22 protein-coding genes are annotated in these 20,356 nt (G+C 65.5%); 17 read left to right on the top strand and 5 right to left on the bottom strand.

All coding sequences use genetic code 11. From position 1 onward, the window contains the following. Positions 1-3: 3 nt before the first annotated feature. Complete coding sequence (locus ACUXVH_RS18120) at positions 4-1,035, bottom strand: LacI family DNA-binding transcriptional regulator (RefSeq protein ID WP_445495576.1); 1,032 nt, start codon at positions 1,033-1,035, stop codon at positions 4-6. A gap of 215 nt (positions 1,036-1,250) precedes the next feature. On the opposite strand from ACUXVH_RS18120, the gene ACUXVH_RS18115 reads away from it, so the two are divergent. Together ACUXVH_RS18115 and ACUXVH_RS18110 are read left to right on the top strand one after the other, a co-directional pair. After that, entirely contained in the window at positions 1,251-1,784 is a 534-nt protein-coding gene (locus ACUXVH_RS18115; protein WP_011062834.1) for a gluconokinase, read from the top strand. An 84-nt stretch (positions 1,785-1,868) separates the two neighbouring features. Next, positions 1,869-3,221 carry a GntP family permease gene (locus ACUXVH_RS18110; RefSeq protein ID WP_011062833.1) on the top strand — a complete coding sequence of 451 codons (1,353 nt, stop codon included), beginning with the start codon at positions 1,869-1,871 and terminating at the stop codon, positions 3,219-3,221. Between the two features lie 102 nt (positions 3,222-3,323). Here ACUXVH_RS18110 and alaC read toward each other — a convergent pair whose 3' ends face one another. After that, complete coding sequence (gene alaC / locus ACUXVH_RS18105; protein WP_065365385.1) at positions 3,324-4,535, bottom strand: alanine transaminase; 1,212 nt, start codon at positions 4,533-4,535, stop codon at positions 3,324-3,326. 279 nt (positions 4,536-4,814) lie between these two features. Between alaC and ACUXVH_RS18100 the strand changes: the two genes are divergently transcribed. From ACUXVH_RS18100 to ACUXVH_RS18060, 9 genes are all read left to right on the top strand, one after another. Continuing rightward, positions 4,815-5,477 (top strand): LysE family translocator, encoded by a 663-nt coding sequence (locus tag ACUXVH_RS18100; RefSeq protein WP_011062831.1) that lies wholly within the window; start codon positions 4,815-4,817, stop codon positions 5,475-5,477. A gap of 69 nt (positions 5,478-5,546) precedes the next feature. Continuing rightward, positions 5,547-6,035, top strand: a complete 489-nt coding sequence (locus tag ACUXVH_RS18095; protein ID WP_011062830.1) for a GyrI-like domain-containing protein — start codon at positions 5,547-5,549, stop codon at positions 6,033-6,035. Between the two features lie 257 nt (positions 6,036-6,292). After that, positions 6,293-6,391 (top strand): K(+)-transporting ATPase subunit F, encoded by a 99-nt coding sequence (gene kdpF / locus ACUXVH_RS18090; RefSeq protein WP_019093583.1) that lies wholly within the window; start codon positions 6,293-6,295, stop codon positions 6,389-6,391. Next, positions 6,375-6,545 (top strand): hypothetical protein, encoded by a 171-nt coding sequence (locus ACUXVH_RS18085; protein WP_011062828.1) that lies wholly within the window; start codon positions 6,375-6,377, stop codon positions 6,543-6,545. The genes kdpF and ACUXVH_RS18085 overlap by 17 nt, the downstream gene beginning before the upstream one ends. 13 nt (positions 6,546-6,558) lie before the next feature. Beyond that, positions 6,559-8,265, top strand: a complete 1,707-nt coding sequence (kdpA, locus tag ACUXVH_RS18080) for a potassium-transporting ATPase subunit KdpA (protein WP_065365386.1) — start codon at positions 6,559-6,561, stop codon at positions 8,263-8,265. 9 nt (positions 8,266-8,274) lie between these two features. After that, positions 8,275-8,958: a potassium-transporting ATPase subunit KdpC gene (kdpC, locus tag ACUXVH_RS18075; protein WP_015636717.1), complete on the top strand. Its 684-nt coding sequence runs from the start codon at positions 8,275-8,277 to the stop codon at positions 8,956-8,958. A gap of 12 nt (positions 8,959-8,970) precedes the next feature. Continuing rightward, a complete protein-coding gene (kdpB, locus tag ACUXVH_RS18070) occupies positions 8,971-11,043 on the top strand; it encodes a potassium-transporting ATPase subunit KdpB (protein WP_011062825.1) in 2,073 nt (690 codons plus the stop codon). 78 nt (positions 11,044-11,121) lie between these two features. Beyond that, complete coding sequence (locus ACUXVH_RS18065; protein WP_065365387.1) at positions 11,122-13,794, top strand: sensor histidine kinase; 2,673 nt, start codon at positions 11,122-11,124, stop codon at positions 13,792-13,794. Beyond that, positions 13,791-14,483 carry a response regulator gene (locus tag ACUXVH_RS18060; protein ID WP_011062823.1) on the top strand — a complete coding sequence of 231 codons (693 nt, stop codon included), beginning with the start codon at positions 13,791-13,793 and terminating at the stop codon, positions 14,481-14,483. Before ACUXVH_RS18065 ends, ACUXVH_RS18060 begins: the two co-directional genes overlap by 4 nt. Here the strand turns inward: ACUXVH_RS18060 and ACUXVH_RS18055 are convergent. Beyond that, positions 14,462-14,602 carry a hypothetical protein gene (locus tag ACUXVH_RS18055; protein ID WP_015636715.1) on the bottom strand — a complete coding sequence of 47 codons (141 nt, stop codon included), beginning with the start codon at positions 14,600-14,602 and terminating at the stop codon, positions 14,462-14,464. The genes ACUXVH_RS18060 and ACUXVH_RS18055 overlap by 22 nt on opposite strands. A gap of 211 nt (positions 14,603-14,813) precedes the next feature. On the opposite strand from ACUXVH_RS18055, the gene ACUXVH_RS18050 reads away from it, so the two are divergent. Continuing rightward, the gene (locus ACUXVH_RS18050; RefSeq protein ID WP_053159844.1) at positions 14,814-15,311 is read left to right on the top strand and encodes a GNAT family N-acetyltransferase; all 498 of its coding nucleotides are present in this window, start codon (positions 14,814-14,816) and stop codon (positions 15,309-15,311) included. A 34-nt stretch (positions 15,312-15,345) separates the two neighbouring features. Here ACUXVH_RS18050 and ACUXVH_RS18045 read toward each other — a convergent pair whose 3' ends face one another. Then, positions 15,346-15,831, bottom strand: a complete 486-nt coding sequence (locus ACUXVH_RS18045; RefSeq protein ID WP_011062821.1) for a GNAT family N-acetyltransferase — start codon at positions 15,829-15,831, stop codon at positions 15,346-15,348. A gap of 182 nt (positions 15,832-16,013) precedes the next feature. Here ACUXVH_RS18045 and ACUXVH_RS18040 point away from each other — a divergent pair, with 182 nt between their 5' ends. The 4 genes from ACUXVH_RS18040 (at position 16,014) to ACUXVH_RS18025 (ending at position 18,625) form a co-directional block, all read left to right on the top strand. Beyond that, positions 16,014-16,448: a YybH family protein gene (locus ACUXVH_RS18040; protein ID WP_065365388.1), complete on the top strand. Its 435-nt coding sequence runs from the start codon at positions 16,014-16,016 to the stop codon at positions 16,446-16,448. Positions 16,449-16,515: 67 nt separating this feature from the next. Further along, positions 16,516-16,860: a YciI family protein gene (locus ACUXVH_RS18035; RefSeq protein ID WP_011062819.1), complete on the top strand. Its 345-nt coding sequence runs from the start codon at positions 16,516-16,518 to the stop codon at positions 16,858-16,860. A gap of 26 nt (positions 16,861-16,886) precedes the next feature. Next, entirely contained in the window at positions 16,887-17,378 is a 492-nt protein-coding gene (locus ACUXVH_RS18030) for an SRPBCC family protein (protein WP_019093590.1), read from the top strand. After that, positions 17,378-18,625 (top strand): RNA polymerase sigma factor, encoded by a 1,248-nt coding sequence (locus ACUXVH_RS18025; RefSeq protein ID WP_011062817.1) that lies wholly within the window; start codon positions 17,378-17,380, stop codon positions 18,623-18,625. The genes ACUXVH_RS18030 and ACUXVH_RS18025 overlap by 1 nt, the downstream gene beginning before the upstream one ends. 52 nt (positions 18,626-18,677) lie before the next feature. Here ACUXVH_RS18025 and ACUXVH_RS18020 read toward each other — a convergent pair whose 3' ends face one another. After that, a complete protein-coding gene (locus tag ACUXVH_RS18020; RefSeq protein ID WP_065365389.1) occupies positions 18,678-19,403 on the bottom strand; it encodes an SDR family oxidoreductase in 726 nt (241 codons plus the stop codon). A gap of 111 nt (positions 19,404-19,514) precedes the next feature. On the opposite strand from ACUXVH_RS18020, the gene ACUXVH_RS18015 reads away from it, so the two are divergent. Beyond that, positions 19,515-20,339, top strand: coding sequence for a LysR family transcriptional regulator (locus ACUXVH_RS18015; RefSeq protein WP_011062815.1), 825 nt, complete (start codon positions 19,515-19,517; stop codon positions 20,337-20,339). Positions 20,340-20,356 lie beyond the last annotated feature (17 nt).

The following is a 20,356-nucleotide window of genomic DNA, read 5'->3' as shown; positions in this document are numbered from 1 at the left end:
GTTTCAGGTGCTTTCCCGAACCCGCAGTTCAAAGCCCATGTCCACCACCGGCTCGGCCACGCTGTTGCCGGCTAGCAGGGTCAGCATCTGTTCGGCGGCGCGGCGGCCAATGGCTTCGCGCGGAGTGCTGATGCTGCTCAGGCGCGGCACCATGTGTTCGGAGGAGGGCAGGTCGTTGAAGCCCAGCACCGCCACCTGCTCGGGCACCTTGATCCCGCAGCGCATGGCTTCCAGCAGCGCGCCCTGGGCCAGGTCGTCGTTGCCGAAGAAGATCGCGTCCACCTGGGGCTGGCTCTGCATCAGTTGCAGGAACAGCTCGGCCCCCAGGCCGACGGACGAGGGCCGTGGGGTCAGCAGTTCCAGGTCGGGGTTGTACCGCCCGGCCTGCTGCAGGGCACGGCGGAAACCTTCGCCGCGCAGCAGGGTGCGCTGGTCCAGTTGCGCACCGACGTAGGCCAGGTGCTTGCGCCCGCGGGAAATCAGATGCTGGGCCGCCGTTTCGCCGGCGTTCAATTGCGAGAAGCCCACGCAGTTGAGCCCGGCGCCGGAGTCCAGGTCCATCATGTAGACGCAGGGAATGTTGTTCGCCTCGATCATCCGTCGGGCGCTTTCGGTGCGGTCGAAACCGGTCAGCAGCAGCCCCCGGGGCTGGTAGGTCATGTAGTTGCGCAGCAGGTTCTCTTCTTCGTCCCGAGAATAGTGGCAGTTGCCGATCAGCACTTCGAAGCCTTTGGGGCGCAGTACCTGGTGGATGGCTTCCAGGGTTTCGATGAACAGCAGGTTGGACAGCGACGGCACCAGCACCACCACCGACTGGCTCTGCGCCGAAGCCAGGGCGCGGGCGGCGGAGTTGACCACGTAGTTCAGTTCCTGCGCGGCCTTCTGCACCTTTTCCACCAGTTCGGTGGCCACGCTGCTGACGCCGCGCAGGGCCCGGGAGGCGGTAATCGGGCTGACTCCGGCCAGGCGGGCGACTTCATTGAGGGTGGGACGACCCGTGGTACGGGTGTTTTTATCGTTTTTATGAGTGGTCATCAGACGGCTTGCCAAACAAAATTCAAGTCTCTAAGGTAGCGCTGTCCTGAAACAGCTGCAATGCGTGAGCGAGGTGTGCCTGACCCTCGCTCTTTGGTTTGGCGGACTATATACGCGGCAACCCACAAAAATGACAAGAAGGCGTCGGCAGACACTGTTTTTGTACTAGATTTTTTATTTGCGAAGGTAGCGCTGTCTGCGCGCTGAGGTGTTTCATGAGTCAACCCATCACCGCCCTGGTCATCATGGGTGTTGCCGGCTGCGGCAAGTCCAGTGTCAGTCAGGCCCTGTGCCAGCGCAGCGGCGCCATGGCCATTGAAGGCGATACCTTCCACCCGGCGGCGAACATCGCCAAGATGAGTGCCGGCATTCCCCTCGACGACGAAGACCGTGCCGGCTGGCTCGACAGCCTGTGCGATGAACTGCGTCGTGCCCTGGCCGCCGGCCAGCACCCGGTACTGACCTGCTCGGCGCTCAAGCGCAAGTACCGCGAGCGCCTGCGCGCCGCCACGCCCGGCCTGGGCTTTGTCTTTCTCGAACTGACTCCGGCAGTCGCCGCCGACCGTGTGGCGCACCGGCCAGGGCATTTCATGCCTTCGACCCTGATCGACAGTCAGTTCGCCACTCTCGAATCCCCGGTGGGGGAGCCGCTCACCCTGGCCCTGGATGCCAGCACCCTGAGCGTCCAGCGCCTGGCCGAACTGGCCAACCAATGGTGGCTGGAGCATGGCCTGGAACCTTCACATTAAGTGCTGGCTCGAAAAAGGTAGCGCTATCCCACTCGGCCCTTGTTTTTAACGCTTTAATAAAAACAACAAACCGGAGGCAATCCCATGTTTGGCATGTCCCAAGAGACCTATCTGCTGGTTGATGCAGTGGTCACTATCATCGGGCTGATCGTGTTGATCACCCGATTCAAGCTGCACCCCTTCATCGCTCTGATCATCGCCGCGGGTTTCCTCGGCCTGACGTCGGGCATGCCGGTGGACAAGATCATCAAGGCGTTCCAGGACGGCTTTGGTGGCGTGCTCGGTTTTGTCGGCATCATCCTGGCCCTGGGTACCATGCTCGGCAAGATGATGGCCGAGTCCGGTGGCGCCGATCAGATCGCCCAGACCCTGATCCGCTCGTTCGGCAAGGAGCGGGTGCAGTGGGCGATGATGTTTGCCGCCTTCCTGGTGGGCATCCCGCTGTTCTTCGAGATCGGCTTCGTGCTGCTGATTCCGCTGGTGTTCATCGTTGCGCGGCGTACCGGGGTGTCGCTGATCAAGATCGGCATTCCGCTGCTGGCCGGCCTGTCGGCGGTGCACGGCCTGGTGCCGCCGCACCCGGGGCCGCTGCTGGCCATCGGCGTGTTCGGCGCCGACATCGGCAAGACCATCCTGTATGGGCTGATCGTGGCGCTGCCCACGGCGATCATCGCCGGGCCGATCTACGGCACTTTCATTGCCAAGTACATTCCCGGCAATCCGTCCCAGGAACTGGTGGACCAACTGGCCCGCGAGCCCCAGGCTGCCCAGTTGCCCAGCTTCAGCGTGACCCTGGTGACCGTGCTGCTGCCGGTGTTCCTGATGCTGCTCAAGACCTTCGCCGACGTGGCGCTGCCGGACGGACACTTCTTCCGCATCTGGATGGACATGATCGGCCACCCGATCACCGCCTTGCTGCTGGCGCTGCTGCTGTCGCTGTACACCTTCGGCTACAAGCAGGGCATCGGTTCCAAGCAGATTCTCAAACTGTTGGATGCCAGCCTGGCGCCGACCGCGGCGATCATCCTGATCATCGGTGCCGGTGGCGGCTTCAAGCAGATGCTGGTGACCAGCGGCGTGGGTGACGTGATCGGCCATATGGCGGTCAATGCGCAGATCTCGCCGATCCTCCTGGCGTGGCTGGTGGCGGCGGTGATCCGTATCGCCACCGGTTCGGCCACCGTGGCCACCATCACCGGTGCCGGCATCGTGGTGCCGGTGGTAGGGATGATTCCCGGGGTCAACCGTGAGCTGCTGGTGCTGGCCACCGGCGCCGGCTCGCTGATCCTGTCCCACGTCAACGACGCCGGGTTCTGGCTGGTCAAGCAGTACTTCAACATGACCGTGGCCGAGACGTTCAAGACCTGGACGGCGATGGAAACCATCCTTTCGGTGGTGGGCCTGATCTTTATCCTGCTGCTGTCGTTGGTGGTTTAAACGGCTTCGCCGGCAAGCCGGCTCCTACAGGGAGCAGGTTGTCGGTGAAACGCGAGTACAAAAAAACCGCATCACTGCGGTTTTTTTGTGGCTGAAAGCATCTCAGCTTTTCTGCACCAGCCCGTCAGCGCGGAACATGCCGCGGATGCCGCGCACTGCCTGGCGAATCCGGTCCTGGTTTTCGATCAGGGCGAAGCGCACGTGATCGTCGCCGTATTCACCAAAACCCACCCCCGGCGAGACACAGACCTTGGCCTCGGCCAGCAGCTTCTTGGCGAACTCCAGGGAGCCCAGGTGCGCGTAGGCCTCGGGAATCTTGGCCCAGACGTACATCGAGGCCTTGGGGTTCTCCACCATCCAGCCCAGTTCGTGCAGGCCCTTGACCAGCACGTTGCGCCGCTGCCGGTACTGTTCGGCAATGTCGCGCACGCATTGCTGGTCGCCTTCCAGGGCGGCAATCGCCGCCACCTGCAACGGGGTGAAGGTGCCGTAGTCGTGGTAGCTCTTGATCCGCGCCAGGGCGCTGACCAGTTCCGGGTTGCCCACCATGAAGCCGATGCGCCAGCCGGCCATGTTGTAGCTCTTGGACAGGGTGAAGAACTCCACCGCGATGTCCTTGGCGCCCGGCACCTGCATGATCGACGGGGCTTTCCAGCCGTCGTAGACGATGTCGGCGTAGGCCAGGTCATGGATCACCAGCACGTCGTACTGCTTGGCCAGGGCGATCACCCGTTCGAAGAAATCCAGCTCCACGCACTGGGCGGTGGGGTTGGACGGGAAGCCGAGGATCATCATCTTCGGCTTGGGGATCGAACCGCGGATGGCCCGCTCCAGCTCGGTGAAGAAATCCACCCCGGGCACCAGCGGCACCGAGCGCACCTGGGCGCCGGCGATGACCGCGCCGTAGATGTGGATCGGGTAGCTGGGGTTGGGCACCAGCACCGTGTCGCCCTGGTCCAGGGTGGCCAGCATCAGGTGCGCCAGGCCTTCCTTGGAACCGATGGTGACGATGGCTTCGCTTTCCGGGTCGATATCGACCTCGTAGCGGTCCTTGTACCAGCGGGAAATCGCCCGGCGCAGCCGCGGAATGCCCTTGGAGGTGGAGTAGCCGTGGGTGTCTTCGCGCTGGGCGACGGTGACCAGTTTCTCGACGATATGCGGCGGGGTAGGGCCGTCGGGGTTACCCATGCTCAAGTCGATGATGTCTTCGCCGCGCCGACGCGCAGCCATCTTCAGCTCGGCAGTGATATTGAAAACATAGGGGGGAAGACGATCGATGCGCGCAAAGCGGCGCGGCGAACCTTGTTCGGCCATTGTTGCCTCGAAAAGACGTAAGCGCCCGGAACCGTCCGAGCGACGTTGGCCACTGCGGTGGCCTGCGGGGCAGACGATACGGGCGCCGCCGCCGGCTTGTCCAGAGGCGCGGAAAATTATTTTTGGTGCGCCGGGCGGATTTGCGAGGGTGCAGGATTTGCCGCTATAACGTGCACGCTTCTTGCCTGCAAGGGCTGTGAGCTGCCTCAGCCGGCCCGGCTTTTCCGGGCTCCTCGCACCTCGCCCCTCTTCGAACAACAGCAGCAAACGGGATGAATGATGGAGTTTACCAGCGGCTTCTTGTTGAGCCTTTCGCTGTGCCTGGACATCGGCGTGGCCAATATCGCGATGATTACCCTGGCCATGCAACGGGGTTATTTCCAGGGCTTCTGCCTGGGCCTGGGGACCTGTGTCGGCGACCTGATCTATGCGCTGCTGGCCCTGGCCGGGATGACCGTGCTGCTGCAATACCAAAGCGTGCGCTGGGTGCTGTGGATCGGCGGTTCGGCCCTGCTGGTGTACTTCGCGGCGAAGATGATCTACGCCGCCCTCCATCACAGCGCGGTGCTGGCCACCGCCGGGGAGGCGGACCAGGGCTCGCCGCGCCGGGAGTTTTTTCGCGGGATCTTCCTGGCCATGTCGTCCCCCAGTGCGATCCTCTGGTTCGCTGCCGTGGGCGGCACCCTGATTGCCCGATCCGGGGGCGGTGGGATTGCCGATTCGGGATTGTTCCTGGCCGGCTTTTTCTGTGCCGGGCTGGTCTGGACCCTGGGCCTGTGCCTGGCCGCGACCCAGGGCGGCAAGCTGCTGGGGGACAAGCTGTTGCGCTATTCCTACCTGGCATCTGCGGCGATCTTCTGCTATTTCGCGGTGTACGTGATTCTATCCGGCTACCAGGAGTTCATCCTTGGTACGGGCGCGGCAGACCTTCCGGCGCTCTGATCCTGGCCTTGGCTATTGGCTTCTATACTTCGTGCCGAACCCATCTTTTCTGCGGCAGGAGTGGCATTCATGGATGAGCAAGAACAGGGCAGAGGCCCAGAACCGCGCTTCGAGAGGGAGCGTTTTTTGCTGATCGCCGGCCTCGGCGAACGATTCACTCCTGCCACTCGCCAGGACATCGGCCTGCTGTGGCAGCGCTTTGTGCCGCACATTGGCAAGGTGCCGGGGCAGGTCGACCGCAAGACCTATGGCATCTGCTGCAACCCCGACGGCCAGGGCGGCTTCGAGTACATCGCCGGGGTCGAGATCAGCAAGCTCGACGATCTGCCCGAGCGCTATCGCTGGATCGAGGTGCAGCCGCAGCACTATGCGGTGTTCGAGCATGGCGGCGCCTTGCAGGACTTGCCCCGGACCTTCGACTACATCTGGAACACCTGGCTGCCCCAGTCGGGTCGAGAGGCCGCCGATGCCCCGGAATTCGAGCGCTACAGCGCCGACTTCAACCCCCAGGCCGGCACCGGGGTACTGGAAATCTGGCTGCCCCTGAAAAGTGAATGACCCCCTCGGGGGCGCTGGCCCGTCCCCGATTCTCCCGCCCCACACCGCCGCAATCTTTACGCCGTCTTAATGCCGCCCCCGGCAATCAGTGCCCGACCTTGATGCGCCCTCACCTAACCTGCGTGGCGCAGAGGAGAGCGGTGGACGAGGCGTTCCCGACTCCCTGCCGGCGCCCGTCGCGGGTGCCCTGACCGGCCGTGCCCGGGTTGCGCTTTGCGCTCCCGGCACCGCCTTTGAGCATTAAGGGGAGAGCTGCCTTGCTGACACTGCCATTCATCTACGGCGCCAGTGGTTTGTGCGCCGTGCTGCTGTTTGCCTACCTGGGTTATGCGCTGATCCGTGCCGAGAAATTCTGATGACCGCACGCAGCAACTGCCACCCACTTTCATTCGCCCGTCCGGGCATCTACCAGAAAGGAAACCAGCCATGTTCGACCTGATCTTCGTGGGCCTGACCCTGGGGTTCTTTGTATTGACGGCCCTGGTCATCGTCGCCATGGGCAAGATTTGAACGGAGCATCGACATGTTGAGTACTGTGCTGGAATACGCGGTGATCCTCGGCCTGATGACCGGGCTGGCCGCGCTGATGGGCCAATGGCTGGCCCGGGTCTTCAGCGGCCGTGGCCACGCCTTGCCGGAGCGTGCCACCTACCGCCTGCTGGGGATCGACCCGGCTGAAACCATGGGCTGGGCCCGCTATGGCTCGGCCCTGCTGCTGTCCAACGCGGCGATGATGCTGCTGGGCTACCTGCTGCTGCGCCTGCAAGGCAGCACGCCGCTCAACCCCCTGGGGCTGGCGGCGCAGACCCCGGACCTGGCGTTCAACACCGCCGCGTCCTTTATCACCAACACCAACTGGCAGGCGTACTCAGGTGAAAGCAGCCTGTCGAACTTCAGCCAGATGGCAGTGATCACCTTCCTGATGTTCGTCGGCGCTACCGCAGGTGTTGTCGCCGCAGCCGGCTTCATTCGCGGCCTGAGCCGTTCCAGCTCGGCGGATATCGGCAACTACTGGGTCGACTTCACCCGCACCCTGTACCGGGTGATGCTGCCGTTGTGCCTGGTCATGGCCCTGGTCTATGTCTGGCAGGGCATGCCCCAGACCCTCAACTCCCAGGCCCTGGCCACCACCCTGGAAGGCGCCCAGCAGCAACTGATCGTCGGCGCCGTGGCCAGTTTCGAGTCGATCAAGCACATCGGCACCAACGGTGGCGGCTTCTTCAGCATGAACGCGGCCCACCCGTTCGAGAATCCGACGCCGCTGACCAACGTCCTGCACATCCTCAGCATGTTGCTGATCCCTTCGGCCCTGACCTATGCCTTCGGCAGCATGCTGCTGCGTCGGCGTCAGGGCTGGGTGTTCTTCGGCACTTTCCTGGTGATGTTCGTCGGCTTCCTGGCGATTGTCTTCACCGCGGAGCAGGGCGGTAACCCGCTGCTGACCCAGGCCGGTGCCGACCAGCAGATGTCGGAGACCCAGAGCGGCGGCAACATGGAAGGCAAGGAGCTGCGCTTCGGCATTGCCGACACCGCGCTGTTCGTCACCACCACCACCGGCGCCACCACCGGTTCGGTGAATGCCATGCACGACTCGCTGACCCCCATGGGCGGCTTCGTACCCCTGGCGCAGATGATGCTCAACTGTGTGTTCGGCGGCGACGGCGTGGGCTTTATCAACCTGATCCAGTACGCCCTGCTGACGGTGTTCCTGGTGGGCATGATGATCGGTCGCAGCCCTGAGTTCCTCGGCAAGAAGATCGAGGCCCGGGAGATCAAGCTGGTGATGCTCTCGGTGCTCGCGCACCCGATCTGCATCCTCGGTTTCACCGCCCTGGCGGCACTGTGGCCGGGCACTCTCAACAGCCTCAACAATCTGGGCCCCCATGGCTTCAGTGAGGTGCTCTACGCCTACGCCTCGGGCACCGCCAACAACGGTTCGGCGTTTGCCGGCCTGAACGCCAATACACCGTTCTTCAACACCACCATTGGCCTGGCGATGCTCATGGGGCGCTTCTTCACCATGCTGCCGATGCTGGCCGTGGCCGGTTCCCTGGCGGCGAAAAAGAACATCCCGGCCGGTGCCGGCACCATTCCCACCGCCACGCCGCTGTTCATGTTGCTGGTGGTGTTCGTGGTGCTGGTGGTCGGTGGCCTGACTTTCCTGCCGGCCCTCGCGCTCGGCCCGCTGGTGGAGCAACTGCAGTTGCTCGCCGGCCAGACCTACAAGTAAGGGGTTGTGATGACTACGCAAATGCAAACCCAGGGCGCCACCGCGCTGCTGTTCAAGGGCCTGTTGCGCCCGGTGCTGGTGTCGGCGGTGTTCTTCATGCTGCTCACCGGGCTGGCCTATCCGCTGGTTACCACGGGGTTGGCCAACCTGCTGTTTCCGTTCCAGGCCCAGGGCAGTCTGGTGCAGCGTGATGGCCGGGTCGTGGGCTCGGCGCTGATCGGCCAGGCGTTCGACCGCCCGGAGTATTTCCAGGGCCGCCCGAGCATGACCCTGGGCAGCGATCCGCTGGACCCGAGCAAGAGTGTGCCCCAGCCCTACAACGCCGGGGCCAGTGGCGCCAGCAACCTGGGCCCCACCAGCCAGAAGCTGGTGGACAGCGTGGCCGCGCGGGTCAGCGCCTATCGCCAGCTCAATGGCCTGGCGGCAGACATGCCGGTGCCAGTGGACGCAGTGACCGCCTCGGCCTCCGGCCTGGACCCGCACATCTCCCTGGCCAACGCCCGGCTGCAACTGAACCGGGTGGCCCGCCAGCGGCAAATGGCCGCCGTGGACGTGCTGATGCTGCTGCAGGCGCACAGCGAAAGCCGCACCTTCGGCCTGCTGGGCGAGCCCCGGGTCAATGTGCTGCAACTCAACCTGGCGCTGGATGCCCAAGCGCCCCTGCATTCCTCGCCCGTTGCGGCCAGTGAGTAAGAGACGTCGATCATGAGTAGCAACCCTCGTATAGCGTTGTTCGACCGTGGGCTAGTGCTCACCGCGTGCCTGGATGCCGTGAAGAAACTGCTGCCCCAGGCGCAGTGGAAGAACCCGGTGATGTTCGTGGTCTACCTGGGCAGCCTTCTCACCACCCTGCTGTGGTTCCAGTCCCTGGGCGGCGAGGGTGAGGCCCCCAGCGGCTTTATCCTCAGCATCACCCTGTGGTTGTGGTTCACCGTGCTGTTTGCCAACTTTGCCGAAGCCCTGGCCGAGGGCCGCAGCCGGGCCCAGGCGGCGAGCCTCAAGGGCATGAAGCGCCAGACCCTGGCCAAGCTGCTGCAACAGCCCCGGCATGGCGCCGCCTGGTTGCCCATGGCCGCCAGCGAACTGCGCAAGGATATGGTGGTGCTGATCGAGGCCGGCGACCTGGTGCCCCTGGACGGCGAGGTCATCGAAGGCGTGGCCACGGTGGACGAAAGCGCCATCACCGGTGAATCGGCGCCGGTGATCCGCGAGGCCGGGGGCGACTTTTCCTCGGTCACCGGCGGCACCCGGGTGCTGTCGGACTGGCTGGTGGTGCGCATCAGCGTCAACCCAGGCGAGTCGTTCCTGGACCGCATGATCTCCATGGTGGAGTCGGCCAAGCGCCAGAAGACTCCCAACGAGGTGGCCCTGACCATTCTCCTGGTGGGCCTGACCCTGCTGTTCCTGCTGGTGATCGTGACCCTGAGCCCGTACTCGATCTTCGCCGTGGCCATGAGCGGCACCGGCAGTGTGATCAGCGCCACGGTGATGGTGGCGCTGCTGGTGTGCCTGATCCCCACCACCATCGGTGGCCTGCTCTCGGCCATCGGTGTGGCGGGCATGAGCCGGATGATGTCGGCCAATGTCATTGCCACCTCCGGCCGCGCCGTGGAAGCGGCGGGGGACGTGGACGTGCTGCTGCTGGACAAGACCGGCACCATCACCCTGGGCAACCGCCAGGCCAGCGCCTTCCTGCCGGCGCCGGGGATCAAGGACAGCGAACTGGCGCAAGCCGCGCAACTGGCTTCCCTGGCGGACGAGACCCCGGAAGGCCGGAGCATCGTGGTGCTGGCCAAGCAACTGTTCGACATCCGTGGGCGTGACCTTCACGCCCTGGGCGCCAGCTTCGTGCAGTTCACCGCCCAGACCCGCATGAGCGGGGTCGACCTGCCCGAGGGCCGGAGCATCCGCAAGGGCGCGGCCGATGCCATCCGCCGGCATATCGAGGCCCAGGGCGGCAGCTTCCCGCCGGCCTTGCAGGCCAAGGTCGATGAAGTCTCGCGCCGTGGCAGCACCCCGCTGGTGGTCAGCGAAGGCGCCCAGGCCCTGGGCGTGGTGGAGCTCAAGGACGTGGTCAAGGGCGGGATCAAGGAGCGCTTCGCCGAGCTGCGGCGCATGGGCATCAAGACCGTGATGATCACCGGCGACAACCGCCTGACCGCGGCGGCCATTGCCGTGGAAGCCGGGGTCGACGATTTCCTCGCCGAAGCGCGGCCCGAGGACAAGCTGCAACTGATCCGCGACTACCAGGCCAAGGGCAAGCTGGTGGCCATGACCGGCGACGGTACCAACGACGCCCCGGCCCTGGCACAGGCCGACGTGGCGGTGGCCATGAACAGCGGCACCCAGGCGGCCAAGGAAGCCGGCAACATGGTGGACCTGGACAGCAACCCGACCAAGCTGATCGAAGTGGTGGAAGTGGGCAAGCAGATGCTCATGACCCGCGGCGCCCTGACCACCTTCAGCGTGGCCAACGACGTGGCCAAGTATTTTGCTATCGTACCGGCCGCCTTCGTCGCCACTTACCCGCAACTGGCGGCGCTGAACGTGATGCACCTGAACAGCCCGAACTCGGCGATTCTCAGTGCGGTGATCTTCAACGCGCTGATCATCGTGTTCCTCATCCCCCTGGCGCTCAAGGGGGTGAAGTACCGGGCCATTGGCGCCGCGGCGCTGCTCAACCGCAACCTGCTGATCTACGGCCTGGGCGGGGTGCTGGTACCCTTCGCCGGGATCAAGCTGATCGACATGCTGCTGGCCGGCCTCGGCCTGGTCTGACAGGGACTTGCAAGGCGGCGCTCTTTCGAGTGCCGCCTTGTCCATTTAAGGATGCACATGGCTGTTCTCGATGCTGACATGCCGCCCCGCGACGGTCGCCCCGATCCCGATGCGCTGCTGGAAAAACTGCAGCAGGACGAGCAAGCGGCCCAACGGGGCAAACTGCGGATCTATTTCGGTTCCAACGCCGGAGTCGGCAAGACCTGCGCCATGCTCACCGCGGCGCGCAACGAAGTGGCCCAGGGCCGCGACGTGGTGGCCGGGGTGGTGGAAACCCATGGCCGGCGAGAAACCGCCGAGCTGCTGCAAGGGCTGCAAGTGTTGGAGCGCCACCGCCTGATGCACCGCGACTACGCCTTGCCGGAGTTCGACCTGGATGCCGCCCTGGCGCGCCACCCGGCGGTGCTGCTGGTGGACGAGCTGGCCCACAGCAACGTGCCCGGCTCGCGCCATCCCAAGCGCTGGCAGGACGTGGAGGAATTGCTGCGGGCCGGGATCGATGTCTGGACCACCCTCAACGTCCAGCACCTGGAAAGCCTCAACGACATCGTCAGCGGGATCATCGGCATCCGGGTGCGCGAAACGGTGCCCGACCACCTGTTCGACGAAGCCCACGAAGTGCTGGTGATCGACCTGCCGCCGGATGACCTGCTGCGCCGCCTCAAGGACGGCAAGGTCTACCTCGGGCCCCAGGCCGAACGCGCTTCACGGCATTTCTTTCGCAAGGGCAACCTGCTGGCCCTGCGTGAACTGACCCTGCGCCGCACCGCCGACCGGGTCGATGCACAGATGCGCGACTATCGCCGCGAGCGTTCGATCAATGCCTTGTGGCCGGCTCGCGAGCGCTTGCTGGTGGGGATCGCCGGCGACCCGGCGGATGAGCGCCTGGTGCGCGAAGCCGCGCGCCTGGCGCAAAAGCTCGAAGCCGACTGGATGGTGGTGCACGTGGCTTCGGCCCAGCGCCGTGGCGCCGGCGCCGCCCGTTATGCGGCGGCCATGAAGACCCTGGCCCTGGCCGCCGAGTTTGGCGCCGAGACCGCCACTTTGCCCGGCATGGATGTCGCCGAAGCCCTGGTGGCCTGCGCTCGCGAGCACAACGCCAATCGCCTGGTGCTGGGCCATTACCCGCGCAAGGTCTGGCAGTTCTGGCACCAGTCGGTGAGCGACCGCATCAGCCGCCAGCACCCGGAAATCGACCAGATCGTGATCGCCAACGGGCCCTTGAGCCGGCGCCCTGCGCCAGTGGACAAGCCCGAGGCCGGCCTGCCGCCCAGCCGCGCGCCGGCCTACCTGTGGGCGAGCCTGGCGTGCTTTGCCGCCACCGCGGTGGCGGCGCTGCTGCTCAAAGTGTTCGACCCGGCCAACGTGGTCATGCTGTTCCTGCTGACCGTGGTCCTGGTGGCGCTGCGCTACGGGCGGGGCCCCGGCGTCTGGGCGGCGATGCTGGCGGTGCTGTGCTTCGATTTCTTCTTCGTCCAGCCGGTGTGGTCGTTCACGGTCAACGACACCCAGTACTTCTTCACCTTCGCCCTGATGCTGGGGATTGCCCTGATCACCGGCCAGCTCACCGCGCGCCTGCGCCATGAAGCGCGTACCGCGGCCGCGGGCGAGCGCCGTGCCACCTCCCTGGCCGGGCTGGCCCGTGAGCTGTCGGCGGCGTTGACCGAGGAGCAGATCTGCGCCGTGGCCTTGCGTACCTTCAGTGGGGTGTTCGAGGCCCGGGTCGGGCTGGCGTTGCCGGATGCCGAGAACCGGGTGCGGGCGCTGAGCGCCAATACCCTGGCCATTGACGAGAGCATCGCCCAGTGGGCCTATGACCACGACCAACCGGCCGGGCGCGGCACCGATACCCTGGCGGCGGCCAAGGGCTGCTATCTGCCGCTCAAGGCGCCGATGCGGGTGCGTGGCGTGCTGGTGCTTGAAGCCGAGGATGCCGAGCGCCTCAAGGAGCCGGAAGAACAGCGCCTGCTGGAGGCCTGCATGAGCCAGCTGGCGATTGCCCTGGAGCGCGTGCATTACGTCGAGGTGGCCCAGAGCACTGTGCTGCAGATGGAGGGCGAGCGCATGCGCAACACCCTGCTGGCGGCCATTTCCCATGACCTGCGCACGCCCTTGACCACCATCATCGGCGCCGCCGACGCCGCCTTGCCCCACGCTGCGCAGGGCCCGCTCAAGCACCTGCTGGCAGGGATTCACGATCAGGCTTCGTCCATGCAGCGGCTGATCGAGAACCTGCTGGACATGGCGCGCATGCAGGAGCGCGGGGTACGCCTGAATCGCCAGTGGAACTCCCTGGAGGAGATTGTCGGCAGTGCCTTGCGCCAGCTGCGCGAGCCCCTGGCCGGGCATCAAATGCGAGTGGCCATGGCGCCGCAGCTGCCCTTGGTGGAAGTGGACGCGCTGTTGCTGGAGCGGGTGCTGGTGAACCTTCTGGACAACGCCGCCAAGTACACCCCGGCCGGGACCCTGGTGCAGATCAGCGCCCGCCAGGTCGACCAGCAGATCATCCTGCAGGTCAGCGACAGCGGCCCGGGCTGCCCAAAGGGCAGTTCCCCGGCCAGCCTGTTCGAAGCCTTCAGTCGCGGTCAGCAGGAATCCGCCGTGGCCGGCATCGGCCTGGGCCTGGCCCTGGCCAAACGTATCGTCGAGGCCCATGGCGGGCGCATCGAGGCCCAGCCTCATGCCGATGCCGGGCTGAGTTTTGTCATCACCTTGCCGGCGGTTCAGCCGCCTTCCATGGAAACCCTATGAGCAGCGCACGCATCCTGATCGTCGAGGACGAAGCCAATATCCGCCGTTTCGTCGGTATCGCCCTGGAGGACGAAGGTTTCCAGGTGTTCGAGGCCGACAGCGTCAAGCGCGCCCTGATCCATGCCGCCAGCCGCCAGCCGGACCTGGTGATCGTCGACCTGGGCCTGCCGGACGGCGACGGCAAGCAGTTGATCAGCGAGCTGCGCGGCTGGCTGGCAGTGCCGATCCTGGTGCTGTCGGCCCGGGATCGGGAGGACGAGAAAGTCGCCGCCCTGGATGCCGGCGCCGACGACTATCTGGTCAAGCCGTTCGGCGTGCCGGAACTGCTGGCGCGGATTCGCGCGCAACTGCGCCGTCATGGCCAGAGCGGTACGGCGGCCGCCACCAGCAAGGTGGCCTTTGGTGCCATCGAGGTCGACCTGGCCACCCATGAGGTGCGCCGCGAAGGGCTGCCTGTGCACCTCACGCCGATCGAGTACCGCCTGCTCTGCGCGCTGATCCGTGGCCAGAGCCGGGTGCTGACCCATCGCCAGTTGCTGCTGGAGGTCTGGGGCCTGGACTACGTCGACCGCGCCCATTACCTGCGGGTGCACATGGCCCATCTGCGGCAGAAGCTGGAGGCCGATCCGGCCCAGCCCCAGCATCTGATCACCGAGTTGCAGGTGGGTTACCGCCTGGTGGGGCTGTGATCCCGGCCCAGGGATTTTTCGCCGCGGCGCCGTTCGTGGACAAAGTCGATGTACAGGGTGATGCAGCCGAAGGCGGCAATGCCGAACAGCAGTAGAAGGCCGATCTGGATATTGCTCATGGGAAAGCTCCTGGGGGCAGGACGGGGCGGTTCCGGCCCGCTCGGGCCGGCCACCCTGACGTCGGGGAGCTGATAGATAAGCCCTTGGCGCAGGCGTTGCCAGGGCTTATATGAAAGCTTTACGGCGGTCCCTTCGATCCCTATGCAATGCATACGCAGGCTGCACTGTTGGTAGAATCGGCGGCCCTTCTCCGACCCCAGGTTGCCGCCCATGACCGCTTCGACTCCGCTGATCCGCACCGTCCTGCCCACCGACCTGGACCGCTGCTTTGCCATCGAGACCCTGGCCTACGAAGGCGACGAGGCCGCGACCCGGGACAAGATCGCCACCCGCATCGCCACCTGGCCCGAAGGTTTCATCGTTGCCGAAGTGCAGGGTGTGGTGGCCGGCTTCATCAACTCCGGCGCCACCTTCGACGTGCAGATGGCCGACGAGGCCTTCAAGGAACTGATCGGCCACGACCCGGCGGGCCCGGAAGTGGTGATCATGTCGGTGGTGGTGCACCCGGACTTCCAGGGCCTGGGCCTGTCCCGGCACCTGCTGCAAGCCTTCATCGCGCGCATGCGCGAACTGGGCAAGGCGCGCATCCACCTGATGTGCAAGGAACGCCATGTACCGCTGTACCAGCGCTTTGGTTTTGTCTACATCAAGGCGTCGGAGTCGGACCACGGCGGCATGGCCTGGCACGAGATGGTGCAGCCGCTGTAGAACGGATATCGGGTTTGCAGCCGAGGGCCCGGGGTCAGAACGCCAGCGCCATCCGCCGTTCATAGCCGATCCGGCCCTTGCAGGCTTCGCCGTTTTCCACCCAGCCCAGCTTGCGGTACAGCCTGAGGGCCGGCTGGTTGTCGCTGTCCACCGCCAGGGTCAGGCCCTTGAGTTCGGGCCAGGCCTGGCGGGCGGCCTCAGGCACCGCTTGCAGGCAGGCCTGGCCGAAGCCCCGGCCCTGGTGCCGCCGGTCCACTTGCAGGGCGTGCAGGCTGGCGCTGTCGGCATCGGCCCAGGCCGGCAGGCAGGGCGGGCGCTTGAGCAGCAGGAAGGCCACCGGCCACTCCTCGCTGAGCAGGGCAAAGCCCCTGATCGCTCCCCGCGGCGCGTTGTCGAGGGTGTACAGCGCGCCATGAATGTCCCCGCTAAACGCCTTCTGTCCGGGCAGCACCTCAAGCTCCAGCAAGCGGGCATGCTGGTGGCTGTCGAGCTGTTCGTAAGGCACCAGGCGAGTGGTCACGGGCACTTAGATCCGGTGGGGGGAGGGTGCGGATTCTAGCGATTTTGCCCCGCCGGTAAATTTTTTTATGCGCAGTGTCGATTGCGCGAATGGCCAGACGACTAAGGGTGAACTGAACATTCAACGGCGTGGGTGCAGGGGGTGTTCAGCAGCGGTTCATTCCATTCATGAGGAGTTTCGCCATGCACAATCCATCCAACGAAGCGCAGATCCGCAGCCTGATCGACCACTGGCAACAGGCTGTGATAGCCCGGGATATCCAGCGTATTGTCAGCTACTACGCCGACGACATCACTTCTTTCGACGCGGTCGGTGCCTTGCAATTCAAGGGCAAGGCCGCCTATCGCGAACACTGGGAAGCGTGCATGCAGGTCTGCCCCGGCCCGGGCATTTTCGAGTTCCATCAGTTGCAGGTGCTGGCCGACGAAGAGCTGGCCTTCGCCCACTGGCTGGCCCATTGCGGTGGCACCGATGCCGAGGGCGTGACCAAGGCCTGCTGGATGCGGGTGAGTGCCGCTTACCAGCGCCGTGCGGGCCAATGGCTGGTGGTGCACGAGCACTGGTCGGCGCCGTTCGACATGCTCACCGGGACCACCCAGTTCGACCTGCAACCCTGAGCAACCAGCGGTTCGCCAAAGCGGCGAACAGCGACCATAGTTGCTCAGCCCGAATCCGGAGGTGCCCATGAAATACCTATGCCTGGTCTACAGCGACGAACAGTTGCTGCACAGCCTGCCCGACAGCCCCGAGGATGCCGAGTGCCTGGCCTATGCCGAGTCGGTCCAGGGCAGCGGGCGGATGCTTGCCGCCGAGGCGCTGCAATCGGTGCACACCGCCACCACGGTGCGCATGCGCGGTGGCAAGCTGTCGATCACCGATGGTCCGTTCGCCGAAACCAAGGAACAGTTGGCCGGTTTCTACCTGATCCAGGCCAAGGACTTGAACGAAGCGATCCAGGTGGCCGGGCAGATACCGGCGGCCCGGGTCGGCAGTGTCGAAGTGCGTCCAGTACGTGAATTGAATCCCTGAAAACAACGATAAACAGGAGTTTCGCGATGACTTTCCAGACTGCGGGCCGCAAGCCCGCCGAGCATGAACTGTCCATCAGCCGCCTGATCGACGCGCCGCGCAACAAGGTCTTTCGCGCCTGGACCGAGCCGGCCTTGCTGGCGCAATGGTGGGGGCCCCACGGCATGATCACTCCGGAGTGTGAAATGGACCTGTGGGTCGGCGGCCAGTTTCGTACCCTGATGCGCGCCCCGGACGGCAGCGAGTACCCGACCATGGGGGTGTTCCTGGAGATCGCCGCGCCGTCGCGGCTGGTGTTTACCGACGCCTACCTACCGGGCTGGATCCCCTCGGGCAAGCCGTTCATGACCGCTGAAGTGACCTTCGAGGAGCAGGGCGACCAGACCCTCTACACTGCCCGCGCCATGCACTGGACCGAGGCCGATCGCAAGGCCCATGAGGCCATGGGCTTTCACGAGGGCTGGGGGCAGAGCCTGGAGCGCCTGGTGGCCCTGGTCACCCGGGACCTGCCGGACTGATGAGCGACCAGCCTCGGGAAGTCATCGCGGCAACGGTGGCGCAGGTCTACCGCGAGCAGTCGCGGCGGATCCTCGCCACCCTGATCCGCCTGCTGGGGGATTTCGACCTGGCCGAGGAGGCGCTGCATGAAGCCTTCTTCGTGGCGGTGGAGCGCTGGCGCAGCGATGGCGTGCCGGACAACCCGCGGGCCTGGCTGGTGTCCGTCGGCCGCTTCAAGGCCATCGACGCCCTGCGTCGCCGGGCGCGCTTCGCGGCGTCACAGGCGGCGCTGCTCAGCCAGCTCGAGCAACTGGAACAGGACGACTGGAGCGCCGAGGACGTGCAAGACGATCGCCTGCGCCTGATCTTCACCTGCTGCCACCCGGCGCTGGCGGCGGATGCCCAGGTACCCCTGACCCTGCGGGAGATCTGCGACCTGAGCACCGAGGAAATCGCCCGGGCCTTTCTGGCCACGCCGGCCACCATCGCCCAGCGCATCGTGCGTGCCAAGGCGAAGATCCGCGATGCGCGGATTCCCTACCAGGTGCCGGCGTTGAGCGAGCTGCCCGAGCGCCTGGAGAGCGTGCTGCGGGTGATCTACCTGGTGTTCAACGAAGGGTATTCGGCCTCCATGGGCGCCGAGCTGACCCGGGAGGACCTGACCCGCGAAGCCATCCGCCTGGGCTACCTGCTGCTGGAACTGTTGCCGGAAGCGGAGGTGATGGGCCTGCTGGCGCTGATGCTGTTGCACGAGTCACGGCGTGGCGCGCGCCTTTCCAGCGACGGCGAGCTGGTCCTGCTGGACGAGCAGGATCGCGGGTTGTGGCAGCAGGATTTGATCGAGCAGGGCTGTGCCCTGGTAGAGCGCGGCCTGCGCAGCGGCCAGGCCGGGCCCTATTGCCTGCAGGCGGCGATTGCCGCGGTGCATGCCGAAGCGCCGAGTGCAGCACAGACCGACTGGCCGCAGATCGTCGGTTTGTATGACGTGCTGCTGCGCCTGCAGCCTTCGCCGGTGATCGAGCTCAACCGTGCCGTGGCCCTGGCCCAGCGCGACGGGCCCGGTGCCGGGCTGGCGCAAGTGGAAGCGATCCTGCTGCGCGGCGACTTGCAGGATTACCACCTGGCCCATGCCGCTCGTGCCGACTTCTGCCGGCAACTGGGGCATATCGCCGCGGCGCGCCAGTCCTACCAGCGGGCCCTGGCCCTGGTCCGGCAAGCCCCCGAGCGGCGCTTCCTCGAACAGCGCCTGGCCCAGCTCCCCCAGTAGCCGCTGCCGAAGGCTGCGACCGAACCCGCCGGGGCGCCAACCGCGCCCCGGCTCAAGCCTGCTGACGGGTCGCCGCCAGGACGATCTCGCGGATACACACTTGCTGCGGCTGCTGGTAGGCAAAGGCAATGGCCCCGGCCACGTCGTCTGCACTCAGCACCGTACCGCCCATGTCCTGTTTCCAGGCCTGGTAACCGGCCTTGATGGCCTCGTCGGTGGTGTGGCTCAGCAGTTCGGTTTCTACCGCACCGGGGGCGATGGTGATGACCCGCACATTGTGTGGCGCCAGCTCTTCGCGCAGGTTTTCCGAGAGCCCGTGGACCGCGAACTTGGTGCCGACATAGGCCACGTGGTTGGCAAAGGTCTTGCGTCCGGCCACCGAACTGACGTTGATCAGGGTGCCCTGGCGGCGCTCGATCATCCCGGACACCACGGCGTGTACGCCATTGAGCAGCCCCTTGACGTTGACGTCGAGCATGCGCTCCCACTGCTGCGGGTCCTGCCGGCTGATTCCCCCCAGGAGCATGACCCCGGCGTTGTTGATCAGGGCGTCCGCCGGGCCGAACCGCGCTTCGGCCTCCGCCACGGCGGCCAGCAGTGCGGCGCGGTCGGTGATGTCCACCGCGCGGCTCAGGCTGTCGGGCAATTCCAGGGCGTGCAGGCGCTCGACGCGCCGGGCCAGCAGCAGGAGGGGATGGCCGGCCGCCGACAGCAGGCGGGCGGTGGCCTCGCCGATGCCCGAACTGGCGCCGGTGATGATGACGAGAGGCTTGCTCATGGGAGGACTCCAGGAATAAGAAAAATGCATGGCTTTACGGGGCGGGCAGTATATTTAGCCCTCTTGAGGCTGAAAAATGCCTTATTCCTCTGTCTGTAATCGGTATTTTCTATGGATGTCCGCCATCTCAAAGCCTTCCTTGCGGTGTTCGAGGAGCGCAACATCACCGCTGCCGCCCAGCGCTTGTGCATCAGCCAGCCGACCTTGTCGGTGACCATCAAACAGCTTGAGGACGAGTTGGGGGCGCAGTTGTTCCTGCGCCAGCCACGGGGTGTTGAAGTCAGCGAGCAGGCGCGGGTGCTGTATCCCCAGGCCCGACGCATGGTGGCCGAGGCCGAGAGCTTGAGCCGTCTGTTTCGCCAGGACGAAAGCCGTTTGGCGCTGGAGCTGGGAGTAGAAGGTGATATTGCCGACAGCCAGGTCTCCGCTTTCGTACGAATGGCCCAGCAGGCGTTGCCCAACCTATTGCTGACCTTGCAGGAAGGCTGTGTCGGCGACGCGCGCCTGGCGGTGGAAGAGCTGTGCTGCGAGGACGAATTGTTCCTTCCGTTATGGGAGGAGCCTTATGTGCTGGCGGTGCCGGTGGGGCACAGGCTGCTGGAGCAAGAGCAGCCCCAGCCCCGGGTGGAGGACTGGGTCACTTGCCCGGAGCACGCCTCGCACCAGCGCCTGATGGCGCTCTATGGCGGTGCTGTGCAAGCCCAGGCCGGGCATGCCGGGAGCTTGAAGCAGGCGCTGAACATGGTGGCGGCGGGCCTTGGGGTGGCGATGCTGCCGCTGTCGCTGGTGCAGGGCCGCGAGGGGGTAGAAAGCCGGGCCTTGCACCTGCCGGCGCCCAGCCGGCGGATCGGCTTGTGCTACGCCGTGCAGGCGCTGGAGTCGGCGACCTTGCGCACGCTGCATGACTACTTGCGCACCCTGCGGCCAATCGGCTAGCGGGCGGCGCTGACGAG

The organism is Pseudomonas sp. 8(2025) (assembly GCF_052665325.1).
This window is presented reverse-complemented; position numbering and strand designations above follow the sequence as displayed.